Source organism: Ulvibacter antarcticus (assembly GCF_003688405.1).
Taxonomy (GTDB): Bacteria; Bacteroidota; Bacteroidia; order Flavobacteriales; family Flavobacteriaceae; genus Ulvibacter; species Ulvibacter antarcticus.
On the sequence record NZ_REFC01000015.1, the window covers coordinates 283,836 to 301,253 of the forward strand.

11 protein-coding genes are annotated in these 17,418 nt (G+C 36.9%); 5 read left to right on the forward strand and 6 right to left on the reverse strand.

From position 1 onward, the window contains the following. Nucleotides 1-200 precede the first annotated feature (200 nt). From BXY75_RS15520 to BXY75_RS15530, 3 genes are all read left to right on the forward strand, one after another. Nucleotides 201-1,163, forward strand: a complete 963-nt coding sequence (locus tag BXY75_RS15520) for an endonuclease/exonuclease/phosphatase family protein (protein WP_121908687.1) — start codon at nucleotides 201-203, stop codon at nucleotides 1,161-1,163. A 125-nt stretch (nucleotides 1,164-1,288) separates the two neighbouring features. Then, nucleotides 1,289-2,776: a carboxypeptidase-like regulatory domain-containing protein gene (locus BXY75_RS15525; protein ID WP_121908688.1), complete on the forward strand. Its 1,488-nt coding sequence runs from the start codon at nucleotides 1,289-1,291 to the stop codon at nucleotides 2,774-2,776. A 375-nt stretch (nucleotides 2,777-3,151) separates the two neighbouring features. Then, nucleotides 3,152-3,484 (forward strand): hypothetical protein, encoded by a 333-nt coding sequence (locus BXY75_RS15530; RefSeq protein ID WP_121908689.1) that lies wholly within the window; start codon nucleotides 3,152-3,154, stop codon nucleotides 3,482-3,484. A gap of 13 nt (nucleotides 3,485-3,497) precedes the next feature. On the opposite strand, the gene BXY75_RS15535 is transcribed toward BXY75_RS15530, so the two are convergent. Further along, entirely contained in the window at nucleotides 3,498-4,154 is a 657-nt protein-coding gene (locus tag BXY75_RS15535) for an HAD family hydrolase (RefSeq protein WP_121908690.1), read from the reverse strand. 392 nt (nucleotides 4,155-4,546) lie between these two features. Between BXY75_RS15535 and BXY75_RS15540 the strand changes: the two genes are divergently transcribed. Both BXY75_RS15540 and ccsA read left to right on the forward strand, forming a co-directional pair. Further along, nucleotides 4,547-6,937 (forward strand): DUF7619 domain-containing protein, encoded by a 2,391-nt coding sequence (locus tag BXY75_RS15540; RefSeq protein ID WP_121908691.1) that lies wholly within the window; start codon nucleotides 4,547-4,549, stop codon nucleotides 6,935-6,937. Nucleotides 6,938-7,078: 141 nt separating this feature from the next. After that, a complete protein-coding gene (gene ccsA / locus BXY75_RS15545) occupies nucleotides 7,079-10,180 on the forward strand; it encodes a cytochrome c biogenesis protein (protein ID WP_121908692.1) in 3,102 nt (1,033 codons plus the stop codon). Between the two features lie 27 nt (nucleotides 10,181-10,207). Here the strand turns inward: ccsA and BXY75_RS15550 are convergent, their stop codons facing one another. From BXY75_RS15550 to BXY75_RS15570, 5 genes are read right to left on the reverse strand one after another with little or no spacing between them, the layout of a single operon-like run. Next, nucleotides 10,208-11,479: a toll/interleukin-1 receptor domain-containing protein gene (locus BXY75_RS15550; protein WP_121908693.1), complete on the reverse strand. Its 1,272-nt coding sequence runs from the start codon at nucleotides 11,477-11,479 to the stop codon at nucleotides 10,208-10,210. Nucleotides 11,480-11,526: 47 nt separating this feature from the next. Continuing rightward, nucleotides 11,527-12,339 carry a GW dipeptide domain-containing protein gene (locus BXY75_RS15555; protein ID WP_121908694.1) on the reverse strand — a complete coding sequence of 271 codons (813 nt, stop codon included), beginning with the start codon at nucleotides 12,337-12,339 and terminating at the stop codon, nucleotides 11,527-11,529. Between the two features lie 6 nt (nucleotides 12,340-12,345). Beyond that, nucleotides 12,346-13,995 (reverse strand): hypothetical protein, encoded by a 1,650-nt coding sequence (locus BXY75_RS15560; protein ID WP_147437295.1) that lies wholly within the window; start codon nucleotides 13,993-13,995, stop codon nucleotides 12,346-12,348. Further along, a complete protein-coding gene (locus BXY75_RS15565; protein WP_121908696.1) occupies nucleotides 13,949-15,607 on the reverse strand; it encodes a hypothetical protein in 1,659 nt (552 codons plus the stop codon). The genes BXY75_RS15560 and BXY75_RS15565 overlap by 47 nt, the downstream gene beginning before the upstream one ends. Further along, on the reverse strand, nucleotides 15,586-17,418 hold the full coding sequence (locus BXY75_RS15570; RefSeq protein WP_147437296.1) for a cytochrome c3 family protein: 1,833 nt from the start codon (nucleotides 17,416-17,418) through the stop codon (nucleotides 15,586-15,588). Before BXY75_RS15570 ends, BXY75_RS15565 begins: the two co-directional genes overlap by 22 nt.

The window sequence follows — 17,418 nt, forward strand, 5'->3', positions numbered from 1 at the left end:
TTCGAGCTTAAAGACCTCAGATTAATGGTAGGGATGATATTATAAATATTAAACCCCTCCGCCTTTGGCACCTCCCCTTAAAAAAAGGGGAGGAACTACAAAAAGTCGCTTTTAGATTTTAAAACACAGACACATCGATTTAAATATTAATCCTTATCTTTATTATTCTACATCCAACTCCCACAAAACAAGCTACTACTATGGTGGGTATACTGGATGGTCCTCCGACTTACGTAATTGAAAATTTAGCTGAATTGTCTAATGATCTGGACAATCATCTCCCATTTAAAAAAATTGATAAGAACGTAATGATCGCCAGTTGGAATATCCGCGCTTTTGGGAACCTCACTCGAAAGTGGGAAAGTGACAACACCGATAGTCCGAAACGCGATCTGCATTCCATTTTATGTATTTCCGAAATTATTAAACGCTTCGATGTGATTGCGGTCCAGGAAGTAAAAGCCAATATTCGCGCATTGAGAGACACCATGAAGCTATTGGGGTCGAACTGGTCCTTAATCCTAACAGATGTCACAAAAGGTAGTGCCGGAAACGGGGAACGAATGGCTTATATATTCGATACGCGAAGAGTTCAATTATCGGGACTCGCATGTGAACTGGTCATCCCGAAAGAATGGAAGTATGGAATTGACGACGATGCTATGGAAGATCAGTTTGTAAGAACTCCTTATGCGGTGAGTTTTAAAAGTAATGAGACGACCTTTATATTAGTTACGGTCCATATTAAATACGGCAAAAAATCTATCGATCGGATTGGTGAATTAAAAGCAATAGCACGATGGATGACAAATTGGGCTTCCGACATCAATGCCTACCATCAAAATTTGATATTATTGGGAGATTTCAATATTAATGAAAGAGGTGATTTATTGGATAAGACCTTTCTTTCTGAAGGATTGTACGTTCCTGAGCAGCTTCAGAAGCCTGAAATTACAAGATCGATTTTTAATACAAGTAAATATTACGATCAGATTGCCTGGTTCAATTCCTCGAAGAATATTCCGAAGCTCTCCATGGAATTTATTACAGGCGGAAACTACGACTTTGTACCCATTGCACTAAAAAGCAGAAATCTTAGCAAACGGAAATTGTCCTTTATGCTTTCCGATCATTATCCGCTTTGGGCTGAGTTTGAATTTTAGTATTTCGTGAAAATATTACAAATGTTTTAGTAACAATTTTTGTTTTGAATCTTCTTTAGAGTAACAGGCAACCTTATAAGGAAATATCGCGTCTTTGTAAATACATCAATCTAATTAAGACTCATATGAAATTTATCATTCATCCCTTTATAATTATTCTCGTTATTTTTTCCACTACGACTTCTGCACAATCGTATTCTGCCAAAGTTGTCGATAAAATCACTGGGGAGGCGATTCCTTTTGCAACCATTCAAACTGGTGAAAACCGAGGACTTATTACAAATGAAGAAGGTAATTTCACCTTACTGGAGAATTTGATTCAGGAGATTCAGGATTCCATCTACATCTCATCCATGGGTTATGAGAATAAAGGTGTTTCAATATCCGATTCCTTGGAAGAGGTCATCGAATTAAATCCTAAGCCATTTGAAATAAAAGAGGTTTTTCTTAGTAATAGGCTACTAACACCGAAAGAAATTATTGATGAGGTGAAGGAAAATCTGGAAGCAAATTATGCTAACGAACTAAGCCATAAAAAAATATTTTTCCGTCAATCTGATATAAACGAGATGCGAAAAGTTGATCTAGGGTTTATAAAATCGACCATTGAAGAACTTAATAAAGAATTGATTGATAGTATTGCTAATTTAATTCCGAAGAAATCCGACAGCTACTTGGAACTTGCCGGAGACTTATATGGTAACTACAAAAGTTCGAAACTTTATATAGATAAAGCCGCAAATTTATACGACAAGTCGAAAGATCTTTCTAGCAAAGGTCTCACCGATAGATTGGAAAAGATATTCAAAGAGAATGTAAAACCCGATTCTTATCTAAAAATTAAATCTGGAATTATTGGCACGAAGGTAGATTTGGATGATTTAGATGGTGAAAACGACGAAAAAACGACGAAAAATATTACGATTGATACTATTCAACAAAGCATTCACCAACAAACTAAAGATCGCATTTCGGAACTTTATGAGCAGCTCTTTTTTCATGAAGATTCTGAATTGGATTTTCTTGAAAAATCGAATCGATATAATTTTGAACTGGAGGATTACACTTTTATAGATGATGCTTCCGTCTACAAAATTTCATTTTTACCAAAGGGCAGGAAAGATTTCAAAGGTTTAATGTATGTAGATACTCAAAGCTATGCTATCGTCCGACTGGAATTTGAAAATGTGCGTCCACTTCAATCATTTGGGATGTTTGGCATAAGTTATAGCCGATCGGTTTTTAAGGGTAAAATGCTCTTCGGAAAGGATTTGAATGGAAAATATAGTCCGCGTTATTTAGAGTTGGAAGATGGAAATAATTTTGGACTCAAAAGACCTTTGAAGATTATTGAAAAGAACAAACATGTAAAAGGAAGACGAAAGCAAAACGAACTTTCTCTAGCGCTAGATATAAAGGGCCGTTCTACGAAAAAATATGAACTGGTTGTCTTTTCTTCTGAAGTCATTTTAAATGGTGATTTTAATAACGCAGCTGAAAATGAAGCTGTAAAAGCGACCTATCTCTCAAGATACGATCCAACTTTCTGGCAAGATTATACTATTATGGAGCCTAATGCTGCCATTCGAAGCTTTGAGGTTGTGACCGAGTAGGCATTCTTTCCGAAGAAAAGGAAACAAATTCTCAATTAAACCAAATTGTGAACTTTCTAGAAGAATATTTCATTAAAATTATTAAACACTAAATTGGCAGTCGATTAATCCTGATTTTTCGAATTCGTGCCATTATAACCCACATAAAATATCACTTCCGAATTTGAGGCTCGAATTCCGTTGCTTATGTCATCAATTACAATAAATTCCACAAAAGTTAAATTATTAAGGATATAACAAAAAGAGCAAGTTTCTTTTACATTTAATTATGAAACCCTCACAAACATTCGCTAAAGATGTTTCATCAACTTCTAATCCTTATTATATTTAATAAAAAAAGCACTGAATTAGAACAATACTATTAAAACAACCATTATGAAAACTTTCTTCATGTTAATTACTTTCGGACTTATACTCATCTTTGGAACTTTGGCAGATGACACGAACATTTATACCGGCACCAAAGATAATGTATATACTGTAGCTACCTTTGATGGCTATGAAGGCGGATTCTATTATTTCACAGATGAAAAAACACAGAAAGCAATCTCTTTAACGGAAGACGATAAATTACCTATTAATCGCAATGAGTTGAAAGAAGGAGATGTTATTGGACAATCCTTTGAGATTGTATATAAGGTAAATAGGTATAATAAAGCGTTCAATTCTATGACTTCGGAAGATGAGGCTTACAGCAGCGTTGACTAATAAAGAAAATAATCTAAATCAGACGTTTTAGTTCCCGATAAGTGATCTCATTAAAATGATTGATCACTTTATCGGCTTTTGAATAATCCTGATTCTTAGAGTGAACACTGTTATAGCCCACACAATAGATATTCGCGGCTTTAGCAGCAGCAATGCCATTGGTAGAGTCCTCTATCACGACACAAGATTTTCGTGAATGCCCTGAGGCGGCTGCAGCTTTTATAAAAATTTCAGGATGTGGTTTGGAAGCTTTTAAATCGGCACCACTTAACTTGGCAACAAAGTATTTATTTAGATCGAATCTGTCGAAGATGCGGTCTATATTCGGCATAGACGCTGAAGAAGCTAGTACGAGTGTAAGTCCGTTATCGTGATACTCATGAATCAACTCCCGTACCCCTTGCAGGAGATCCAGTTCGTCATCATGTTCGAACAGATGTTTAAAATACTTTCGCTTTATAGCTACCAATGTTTCAGGAGTATGTGCAACTTCAAAACGATCGCACAGTATCTTACAGATGTTCAGCGTAGATTGGCCGGTGAATGCATCATACATACTTTCAGAAACATCAATACGAGCCTCGTCGAACATATTAAAATAAGCTTTTTTGTGTAGAGGCTCAGTATCGACAATTACCCCGTCCATATCGAATAAAACTGCTTTGAGCATTTGTTTTTTTTGCGAAGATATGGAATGTAGTTAAGTTGGTAAATTCTGAACTAAAAATTTACTGTCTTTCTTCGATTTTAGTAATGAATCCCGCTTCAGTTCAAGAACGGATTTTCAAATTATGCTTTTATAAGGGTTTTATAGATAAAATAAACGCTCCGGAAAGAGAGAGGCCACGATAAAGAATATTACTAGGAAAATTGACAGAAAAAAGTTTTAGAATAACAGAAAAAATAGTAGGGTTTTTTGTCTTTATATTGTTCAATGATTAAACAATGTCTTTTACGATTAATAGCAAACTCAAATAACTCAAAAGTTTTAATTGTTTGAAATATTCTGTAACTTTTATCCCCTTCAATATTTTATTCTGAAATTACCAAAGTAAAAACATTATGAAGAATTACTACATTCTACTTTTCTGCTTTTTTAGTGCCAGCTTATTTTCGCAAATAGTTACTATTCCGGATGCCAATTTTAAAACGAGGCTTCTTGATGCTTCTCCTACCAACGGCATCGCTAAAGACAGTAACGGTACAAATATTACTATTGATACCAATGCAAACGATGAAATTGAACTTTCAGAAGCGCTAACAGTTTACCAACTCTTTGTAAGCTCTTCATCAATTGTAGATATGACAGGTATCGAAGCTTTTACAAATTTAACTTTGCTTGATTGTGGCCTCAACCAGATCTCGAACTTAGACTTAACTTTATTAGTGAATCTTGAAATTCTAAAATGTACTAACAATCAGCTCAACAATCTGTTAATAAACAACCTTGTCAACCTTCAAACTGTATGGTGCTTCAATAACCAGTTAACTAATATTGATCTGACTGGCCTTGTTGGTCTCTTAGACTTAAAATGCAGCAGTAATCTTATTGAAAGTTTTGACGCAAGTCCTGCGATGAATCTTGTTTTTTTGGTAATTTCTTATAGTCCACTTTCTTCTCTTAACTTAGGGACTTTACCAAATCTTACTCATCTTGAATGTGTCAATGGACAGTTAAGTTCATTAGACGTAAGTGGCTGTTCCAATTTAGAATCGTTGTTGTGCTATGATAATATGATTAGCTCCCTGGACCTATCTAACCTCGAACAATTAGAGATTGTGAATGCTACCTACAATGCATTAACATCAGTCGATGTAACCAATACAATTAGTATGAATACTCTTCAGGTTAGTGACAATAATTTAACGACCCTTGATGCTTCAGATTGTATAAATGTAAGCTCCGTTTCATGTAGCAATAATGAAATGATATCGCTATTTGTCAAGAATGGTGTTTCTGAACAGGTATCATTTGGCGGCAACTCCTTATTAGAATATATATGTGCGGATGAAGAACAATTCCAAATATTGGAATCGGCCATTACAAATTTAGGCTACAACGCCCATGTTAATTCCTATTGCACCTTTACACCTGGCGGAGAATTCTTTGATGTTGAAGGTAGTGCGACTTATGATATTGATACCTCTGGTTGCGACCCAACAGACCCTCCGATTCCATTTCTTGAATATGGAATCACCAACGGAAGCAGCAATGGTACTTTTACTGGGACTTCTGAAGGCCTTTACCATATTCCAATTCAGGCGGGTGCGTATACAATAACACCAAATCTTAATAATCCTGATTATTTTACCATTGTACCATCATCACTTTCGGTAAATTTTCCCACAGATCCAAGTCCGATGCTGCAGGATTTTTGCGTTGTCGCAAATGGGGTGCATCCCGATCTAGATATCACTATTATACCTACGACCCCTGCTCGTCCAGGATTTGAAGCAGATTACAAACTTCTGTTCTACAATAAGGGAAACCAAACCTTGTCCGGAAATGTGGTTTTGAGTTTCAATGATGACTTAATGGATTATGTGATCTCCGAACCCGTGTTCGATACCCAAGCCACCAATGAATACGGTTGGGATTATGTGGACATTAACCCATTTGAAAGCCGTGCAATAGACATAACTTTTCTAATCAATACCCCCACAGATACGCCACCTGTTAATATAGACGATGAGCTAAACTTCGTTGGGTTAATTAATCCATTGGCAAGTGATGAAACTCCGGCTGACAATGAATTTGCACTTAAACAAATTGTGGTTGGCTCGTTCGACCCCAACGACAAAACATGTTTAGAAGGCCCTATAATTGATATTTCCAAGGTGGGTGATTTTGTACATTATTTAATACGCTTTGAAAATACCGGGACATTTCCCGCTGAGAATATTGTTGTAAAAGACACTATCGATACGGCCAGATTGGATGTATCGTCACTCCGGGTTTTAAACGGAAGTCATGATTTTGAAACTCGGATTAACGACAATGTTGTCGAGTTTATTTTCGAAAATATCAATCTACCTATTGACGATGAAAACAACGACGGCTACATACTTTTCAAAATAAGAACACTGCCTACTCTGGGCATTGGAGATACTTTTACTAATTCGGCCGGCATTTATTTTGATTTCAATTTTCCGGTGATTACAAATTCATATGAAACGACTATACAACAATTTTTAAATGTTTCAGATTTTGGTGTAAACGAAACTATGTTGCTTTACCCAAATCCTTCAGAAAATACAATTCATTTGATTATGCAAAATGGAATTAGACCTGATTCCTATGAAATTTATAATATGCTTGGGCAAACTTTAAGTGCTGATATATTTACTTCGGAAGAAATTGAGATTGACATCTCAACTTTTAGTTCTGGGCAATATTTTCTGAAAGTGTTTTCTGATAAAGGTATTAGCTTCGGAAGAATTCTGAAAAAATAAACTTCGTCTGAAACAGCTTCGAAAAAAGTAAAACTAAAATTCTTTAGAAAAGATAAAAATAAATGATTCACAATTATTATCTTTTCAACACCTTGTATCGAACAAAAAAGTACCCGAAAACTAAAATTTTTAGAAAAAAGTTTGAAACTTAAAAAGATCCTTTCTTCATTATTCTCAACACGTGCTGCCGGAGTATATTTCATTCTGTTTGCCGCTGCAATAGGGATAGCAACCTTTATCGAAAATGATTTTGGTACTAGTGCGGCTCAAAAAGTTATTTTTAAATCTTGGTGGTTTGAACTATTATTGATTCTATTTGGTACTACAATCCTTGTCAATATCATCAAATTCCGAATGATTCAGCAACGAAAATGGGCCGTGTTTATGTTCCACGCATCCGTTATCATCATTCTTATTGGCGCAGGTGTGACACGTTATTTTGGTTTTGAAGGAGTCATGCACATTCGGGAGAACGACACCTCCAATTCTTTTCTTTCGGCCGAAACACACTTAAAATTTCAAGTAATTAAAAATGGAACTACTTTTAAATTTGATGAACCTGTACTCTTTGCTTCACTCGGCAACAATCATTTTAAAGAATCCTATAGTATTGAGGGTGACCTCATCGAAATAGAAGTTAATAATTTTATCCCAAATCCCAAGCAACAAATTATTTCAAGTAGTATCGATGGGAGTCCAATCTTAAAACTTGTAATTGCAGGTAGCGGTGGACGAGAAGAATACACTCTTGAAAAAGGGCAGTCAAGACGTATTGGCGGATTGATTTACAACTTTAGTGAGCCTGCATTGCCGGGAGCTATAAACATAAAATATACTGACGAAGTTCTGAGTTTCAATAGTGACCGACTTCTCACGCAAATGGTGATGGCAACACAAGAAAAAGATACCATTAGGGCAAACGGATCTTATTCCCCTCTAAAATTAAGATCACTCTATTCAGATGGGACAAATAATTTTGTCTTTTCAGAATTTGAGCCAACGGCAAAAACAATAATTGAATCTGAAGACCCCAAAGTTAAAAGCGAAAGTACAACTGCGATCGTTATGGACGTATCGGTAAATGGTGTAAAAAAGGAAATTATAGTTTATGGCAATAAAGGTTTAGCTGGTCGACCGTCCATACTTTCTTTCCCTGAACTTAACTTTTCAGCCGCTTACGGAGCACAGGAAGTCACGGTTCCTTTTAACATTAAATTAAACGATTTTATTCTCGATAAGTATCCGGGAACTAACAGCGCTTCCTCTTACGCAAGTGAGGTTACGGTAATTGACCCCGCTGAAAATGTAAATATGGATTACCGTATTTATATGAATAATATTCTCGATTATGACGGATATAGGTTCTTTCAATCTAGTTTCGATAGAGACGAAAAAGGAACTTATCTCAGTGTAAATAGTGATTGGTGGGGTACCATAATTTCATATATCGGGTATGCCCTACTTACTTTAGGAATGATACTTACTTTTTTTAGCAAAAATACGCGCTTCTATAGCCTCATTCAAAAAACAAAAAAACTTAGAGCTAAGAGTGGCACATTTAGCCTATTTGCAGCTCTAATATTTTCAACTTTTGGATATGCACAAAGCAATTCATATTCAACAAATGCGATATCTGTCGAGCATGCAGAAGAATTTAGCAGCGTAGTAGTCCAGGATTTTAAAGGCCGAATGAAACCCATTCACACCTTGTCGAGAGAACTGATGCGCAAAATTGCTCGTAAAGAAAGTTGGGAAGGACTTACTGCCGATCAAGTGCTACTGAGTATGTTTATCAATAAACAAGAATGGTATGGGGTGCGGATGATTAAATTGGGAAAGCATGAAGACATTCAAAAATTATTAGGTGTTAATGGTGATTATGCTTCCTATAAAGATTTCTTTTCTGAAGATGGTTCCTATAAGATACGAGATGAAGTACGGCGTGTTTATTCTTTGGAGCCCATCGATCGCGGGGTTTATGGAAAAGAACTGCTAAAAATAGATGAGCGGCTTAATATTTTAAGCATGATGTTTTCCGGGAGCTTGCTTAAAATCATTCCAAGAACCAACGACCCAAATAATACATGGGAAGCCTACAGCAATCATGATCACAATGACGGTCATAATCACAGTACAGTTGCAGATAATTTCTTTAATTCATATGGTAGTGCTTTACTAGAGGCTATCAAAACTAAAAACTATTCGCATGCCGGACATCTTTTGGAGGAATTAAAGGAGTATCAGAGAAAGGCTGGAAGTGCTGTAATCCCTTCCGAAGGAAAGATTAACACTGAGATCGCACTTAATAAATTAAATGTATTTACAAGACTTGCAGGATTATATATGATCTTGGGTGTTGTTTTACTTTTTTTCTTATTTGTTTCAGTTTTCAAACCCAATTGGCATCTAAAAAAAATCTATTTTGTGTTGTTTTCAATTATTGTAATCGGATTCTCGCTTCACACACTTGGATTGGGGATGCGCTGGTATGTTTCCGGACGAGCACCTTGGAGTAACGGCTATGAGTCAATGATTTATATTGCCTGGACTTCAACATTAGCAGGTATTTTATTTACAAGAAAATCCTTTGGCGGTTTGGCGGCGACCATGGTATTGGCAGGAACCATTTTATTTGTTTCCACACTAAGTTTTCTCGATCCTGAAATCACTCCTTTGGTTCCGGTATTAAAATCATATTGGCTTACAATTCATGTTTCACTTGAAGCAGGGAGCTATGGCTTTTTAATGTTGGGTGCCATCATCGGACTTATTAACTTGATCCTATTAGTGTTTATTTCAGAAAGCAATAAAACGCGAGTAAAACGAATCGTTCAGGAAATGAGCTATATCTCGGAACTCACACTTATTGGTGGTCTCTTTATGGTGAGTGTAGGTACGTATCTAGGCGGTGTCTGGGCGAATGAATCCTGGGGTCGATATTGGGGATGGGATGCCAAGGAAACCTGGGCGCTAGTAACAATATTAGTATATGCCTTTATTTTACATATGCGACTCATTCCAAAATTAAGAGGATTGTACGCTTATAATCTGGCAACTATCTTCGGATTGGCATCGGTGATTATGACCTATTATGGAGTTAATTATTACTTATCCGGATTACATTCATATGCCACAGGCGATCCAGTACCGATCCCGCAATGGGTGTATATAGCTGTTGCGTGTATTATATTAATTAGTGTGCTTGCGTATGTTCGGAAAAGAAAATTTGATATTATTTCTTAAGGATAAGGGATTACTATGCTGTTTTTCTTAAAATTCGGCATTGAGAATCCTACGCCTATAAGGCCATAAGATTTTATGAATCAATCCAATTTTTTCTACTTCATTGTCAAAGTTTTTTAACTGAAGCGACCTAAGCATAAATGGTGGCCTTCTTTGTTTTCCTTGAGTAATAAGAACGACATTAGAATTAGACGATATCGCAATGCCAGCTTCGATACAAGTATTTAAATTATCATCAGTTATATCCGCAATGGTAAGAAAAGAATTCCTTATTGAATCAATAATCGACAATTGAATTGGTTCCTTATTGATATCTGTTCCAATGAAGGTATTCATTCCTGTAATTCGCTCAATTAAAAATCTAAAATAACTTCTAGCCTTTTTTGCTTCATAATCTAAATCCATAGCACAGAAAATATATTGAGGATTAACTGGTAGACTCCATTCATTCCAAAGATTACTTATAGCATTAAGAATTTCATCACTCAATTCGAATGAATTCGTTTCCATCGGCAACCACATATTAGGTTGGTCATCAATTTTAGATATTCTAGGATCAGAAATGATCACTGTCGGAATATTTAAACTTAATGCATAATCAATTTCTTTTAGAAAGTATTTATACGGACTCTCATTTCGCCTGGCCTCTTCAACATTTCTAAATGGCAAAATCGACACGAAAGCACCACAGCTTGAAATAATACGCTCAACTCGATTTCCTTGTCCAAACGCATCTTGATCTTCTGAATCACCAATTAATCTGAAACCCGTGTCAATTAATTTCCTCACAACGGTATTTGCACTACCGTTATCATCAGTTCTCCAAGAACAGCTAATATAAACATCTTTGGCGTTTTTAGGATTTGGTCTTTTCTCGCTTGGATATAATGACTTTATTATAGCTACCGCATTTTCTGGTGATAATTTATTTGATGTAATATTTATCCAAGTTAATCCTTTCATTAAATTATCTACAGCTGCATTGTTAAATCTCAACGCTATCACTCTAAAGTCAGGATTATTATTTTTTTCGTCCATAGCCGAATTATATTCAGAAACGACCCAACCCTTATTTACTGAATTATCAGTTGCAATCAGCACAATACTTCTACAACGTGAAATTGCCTTTTGCAAATCCGTTGCTAATAAAGAACCGCCACTTAATTCACGGGGCGCATACCACACATCAAATCCCGCAAATTCAGTTAGCCAGTTTTCCAAATAATCGGCTATCTCTTTATCTTCACTTGCATGACTCAGAAAAATATCATAATCTCTTTTATGAACTGATTTAACCATTTATTAAGTCATTTTAATTTTTAATCCATCTATATAATCTGTCATAACTATTCGATAACAACACCATTCTCGAGAATAAGATCATAAGAATATCCTGCACCAAAATCCTTATTAAGAGTCACCTCAGCCTTCATAGTAACCACCTGACCTTCGGCAACAAAAGTGTTGGATGTAACCACCAAGTCGAAATCATCTTTACTACCATCTTTTAAATGAATCCAATTTCGTTTCATAATATTAGGGTTTACCTTGACACATTTTCCTGTAATCTGAACTGTTTTTCCATTGTATTCTGAAGGGTTTGCCACGATATCAGAAATCTTCACGGAGCCTTTATGCTTAATAATCTCATCAGTATGTGTTGGGATATCTTTCTTTTCTGAAGGTTTCTTGAAATTCTCTGAATCAGACTTCGAAAAATCAGCCGAACTATTCCCTTTAGTACTTCCATGATCAGGAGCAACAATACTAGTCACTAGATAAATGGTATCGAAAGTACGCTTGTATTCTTTACTTTCGAAATTGGTCTTTAATAATCCGTCTCTGTAAAAATAGGTTCCTCCAACTGTGACCTCCTGCTTTGGTACTGCGATCCAAAATTGTTTGCCACCTTCTGTCACTTTTAAATAAACATACTTATTTGTCGGGAGTTTTTCATTCACTACCACTGTATGAAGGTTTTCGGTAAAGCCGCTCCTTTCTGAAGTAGTTGTTGTTCCATTGTTAGTTTCGGAAAAAATTCCACTGCTGGTATTTTGCCCTTCTGAAGTATCGGTAGCTGTAATAACCTTCGGGCCGTTGTTACAACCAATCGTTACTACTGAAACTATTCCGAAGTATATCAAATTCTTAAAATTCATAGTCTATTATTTTTTCTTTTTTGTATAAAATCGTTTTGTTAGCTGAGTATAAAAACGAAAATTATTCTCCTCATCCAATTGTGACATTTCACCAGAAATATTAAACTGCCAACTTCTGGAAATTCGATAGTTTAAAGTGACTCCATAATAATTCTGGGTGTACTGATTATCCTGCGTAATATAGTCGTAATCCGCCATCCGAAAGTAAATATCTGCATAAACATAGTTTTTTAAAAGATCTCTGGAATGACGTACCGATATGATGTTGCTTTTTAAATATCTGGAAGTATTTGCGTTATATGAAACATTTAATCGCCCTCCCAAAGCTGGGATTTTCGTTAAGGTAGCGTAACCATAAATATTATCAGACTTATTCTGGTCATCGCTCTGAAAACGACTGCTATAACTAACACCAGCCCAAATAATCTTAGTGGGACGAACATTTAAACGAGCTCGAATTCCCTGTCTTGCAAGATCCTCGTCAAGTAACCTTTCTATTTCAGTTTCGAAAGTCTCGTAATACACAATTCGTTTTCGAGAATCGTAAGACAATGAAAAATTTGCAGCCCTGCTAAAACGATACCGGGCAGATAAGTACAAGTTTGTTAGTCGGGTTTCATTACCTGTATTTCCGAAGATGTCCATCTCGGCCGATCCAAATAAATTAAGATCGGAAGCAATGGTGCTGGAATGCTGAAAAAAAACATATCTCCTGTCGGTTGCACCCGCGTTGGTTTGTTCCATGGCGCCTAGCGTTGTACTACTATAAATAGAAGCTGTTTTACTTTCGATGCCTACATATCCTCCATATTGAAGCAAATCTGAATTAAACCCATAGTCGAAAAAATCGGGACGAAAACCACCGACAGCACCTACATAAAAATTTCCAAAATGTTTCTCGACCATCAAACCATCATTGGCTCCAAACGTTGATGCTTTCCTATTGATCTTTCGACCCAACGACACCCAAAGGGAAGGAGTCACATCGTAAGTACCATTTAAATTATAGACATTAAATATACTAGTGCGGCCTTTATAATTTTCAGGTACAGAATAATTGTTTCGATAGGCAATATAGGTTTCCAATGAGAATTTTCCATCACTTAGATGATCAGCATTAAGTGAAAAACGGCTTTGAAATCGATGACGATTCTCCCTAAGATTAGAAAAATTATTATAGCTGGCAGCCGATATTCTTCCATTCACTTTTTCTTTGTAAATAGATTCCTTCACAGAATAAGGTTCCTTTGGTTGTATCACTTCAGCAGGAATGGATTTATCTACATTATCTTCTATGATTTCCTTCGGAATAGTTTCAGAAGCAGCTGCCACATATTGGACTGTCTGTCCTTTGGTCACTTCACAATCATTGATAATCGTACATACAACCGAAGTAGAAGACTTTTCAGAAACCAACAAACAATCCACTTTATTTAATTGAAGCGTTGCCCCGATTTGAATGTCTTCAGTAGTGTCGAATCTTACATAAACATTATTTGAAGTCACAAATGTAACCGTACCCGTTAGCCGTTCCCGATCATCCTGCGCAAGGATGTCGGAAGCTCCGAGAAATAGAGTTAATATGCAAATTATATAATGCTTCATAAATTTATCCTTCTCCATCGGGATGACACGCAAAGCAAGCGTTACTTTCATAGATATAACCGCTCACCCCATCATGATCATCACCTGTAGGCCCGGGCGCATGGCAATTAAGACAGTCGAATTGTGCAAAGTTGCCCGGATTAGTATGACATTCAATGCAGGATGACCATACATTATCGTGTTTCCCACTGTAAATCGGGAAGTACTGGTTATCGTGATCGAATGTAGAAGGCATCCATCCCGGATTAAGTGTGTGACATTCTACACAATCGGTGGGGAAATTAGCCGCCTGGTGATCCGGATCATTCGTTTGATTATAATCATCCTGATGGCAAGCAAAACAGTCTGTTGGAGTGTTTATATAAATTTCGCTAACATGGCATGCTACGCAATCATTGATATTATGTCCTTGTACGAGCGGGAAGAAATCATGATTGAAAGTGGTTGGCATCCATCCAGGATTGGTAGTATGACATTGAACACAATCTGTTGGGAAACCCGCAGCTGTGTGGTTAGGATTTGCTGTTTGATTAAAATCGTCATCATGGCAGGCAAAGCAATCGGTGGGAGTTCCTGTAAAAATACCTCCGGCGTGACAGGCATTACAATCCTGTATATCGTGGCCTTGAGTAAGCGGGAAGAAATCGTGATCGACTACCGCAGGCATCCAACCTGGATTGGTGGAATGACAAGTGGCACAATCGGTAGGGAAACCTGCAGTTGTATGATTTGGATTCGTGGTTTGGTTGTAATCATCATCATGGCAAGCAAAACAATCGGTTGGTGTTCCGGTAAAAATTCCGCCGGTATGGCAAGCATTACAATCTTGTATATCATGACCCATTGTAAGTGGAAAAAAATCATGATTTATCGTGGCAGGAGTCCACCCGGGAGCTGTTGTATGACATTCAATACAATCTGTTGGAAAGCCTGCGGTCGTATGATTAGGATTGGATGTCTGGTTGAAATCAATTTCATGGCACGAAAAGCAATCGGCCGAAATATCTGAAAAATTTGTAATATCATGGCAACGACTACAATCTTGAATATCATGCCCCATCGTAAGTGGGAAAAAATCATGGTTTACCCCTGTTAATCCCCAATCGAAGCCAATCGTGCTATGGCACTCAATACAATCGGTGCTAAAGCCAGCTCCTAAATGATTAGGACTTTGAGTCGCCATATAATCATCTCGATGGCATTCAATACATTCGTTTCCGAGGCGATTAAAGATTAAAGAGCTTTCGTTGGTATGGCATTCTACACAACTAAGATTAGAGTGAGTACCGATAAGTGGAAAGCCATTTTCTTCATGAATTTCAGGTATGGTAAAAACCAACCAGTTTTCCGAAGTATGACAACGAATACAGTCATTTCCAACCGATTGACTATGAATATCTGTATGGCAGGAGATACAATCTGTGGGTGCTTCGTTAAATACTAATGAGGTGTGACAAGATTTACAATCGGTGATTTCGTGACTTCCTTCCAGCTCAAAATTGGTAGAATTATGGTCAAATTTAATGGTTTCAAGATCAACTGTCCATCCTTCCGGATTATGACATTGGGCGCAATCCAACTTTAGCGAATTTCCATGAGGCGACTGTCCCGATACAGAGATTACAAAAAATAGAAGTACGATTATGAATGGCAGTCTATGCAATCCAGCTTGTTTAGTTTATATGTAACCACAGGCTCACCATTATTATTGGTAGCCTCATGACACGCTTTACAATCAACCTCTTCGTGTTTCCCGGTTAATGGAAAACGACTGGTATTGTGATCAAATTTCTCCGGAAACCAGCTATTACTAACATGGCAACGGGAGCATTCTGTTATTCCGTTTATAGCAAAACTATCTCCGTGAATATTATCGTGACAAGACGCGCAGTTCGTCTCTAAAGTACTAAAATTCTGCGATATAAGTTCGCTGTTTTCTGAAATTTCGAAATGACATTTACTACAAGCAACTTCAGTATGTTTTCCGATGAGAGGCCAATCGGTATTGTTATGGTCAAAGCGTACTAAATCCCATGCTTCAGAGCCATGACAGGAAGCACAATTATTTTCAGGAATAAACTTTTCTGGAAGATACCCTTCATGAATGTTGTTATGGCAATCAATACAGTCATTTCCCAGATTCGCAAAGGTCCAACGATCTGAGGCTTCATCCACATGACAAGCAAAACAAGGTGTTGCTATATGAGCTCCTTCTAAGGGGAAATTGGAATTCTGATGGTCTGAAATTGTAAATGAAGTATAGTCAAATTTCTTCTGAAGTGTATGACATTCCTTGCAATCGGGCGTTGTTCCATTTTCAGTAAATTCTCCATTATGGTAATCTTGATGACAACTTTTACATTCAGAAAAATCGATAGGTGTAGAAAAACGTTCTACATGACATTTTCTACAGTCTACACTTATGTGCATTCCTTCCAAAGGAAAATCGGTCACAGAATGATCGAAAAAATCCATTTCTTTAAGTGCAATAAAACTCTCTTCGGAATGGCATTTCGCGCAATCCTGTCCAAATTTATTCTCATGAGGGTCATTGTGACACGCGACACAATTGTTTTCTTCGGCAGCGATATTATCCTGAAAAATTCTAGTGGGTCCAGAACCTTTTTGGTGACAACTGAAGCAATCAATCTTTTTGTGTGCTCCGTTAAGATCAAAATCGGTTCGATTGTGGTTAAATCTACCCTTACCGATGAAATTTGAAAATGATGTTTCGGTATGACATTGGGCACAATCTCCTGGTAACTGATTGTTATGCGGATCATTATGGCAAGCTTTACAATCGTTAAAAGCCATTCCAGTAAATTGCTGAAATTCCTTACCGTTCTTGGTAGTTGTTTTATGACATTCTTTGCAATCGACTGAAGCGTGCTCTCCTCTTAATTTAAAATCGGCAGTATCGTGATCGAAGGAAGTTACAGGAATAAAGGCATTCATTGTATGGCAGGAAAGACAATCTTTGGGAAGGGTGTTTTGGTGAAAATCTTCGTGGCAACTCAAACACTTTTTATCAAGTCCCAAATAGGTGTCTTTTCTTTTCCTTATTTCTGAATTAGCGATATTTTCAGGAGCATGGCATTGTCGGCAATCTACTTTGGCGTGAGCGCCTTCCAACGGATAGCCTGTGTCTTTATGATTAAAGGTTTTGGTATCAAAACGAACCATATCGAATTTACGCCCATGATGTTCACTATGACATTTCGCACAGTCCTGACGTTCAACTTCTGCGCTAGCATGAAATCCACGATTTTGATTAATTAAACTCTTAATTTCAGTATGACATTGAAGGCATTTCGAGTCTTTTACTTTTTCGCCCAGCTCATGACATTGAGTACAATTAGAAATACCTTCCAGTTGTGAATGTGAGGTAGTGAGATCTCCAGGAGAGATTTGTGCTGTAATCATAGGTATAACGAACACTAAAAACAAGACCGCTATGTATTTTGATTTAAACAT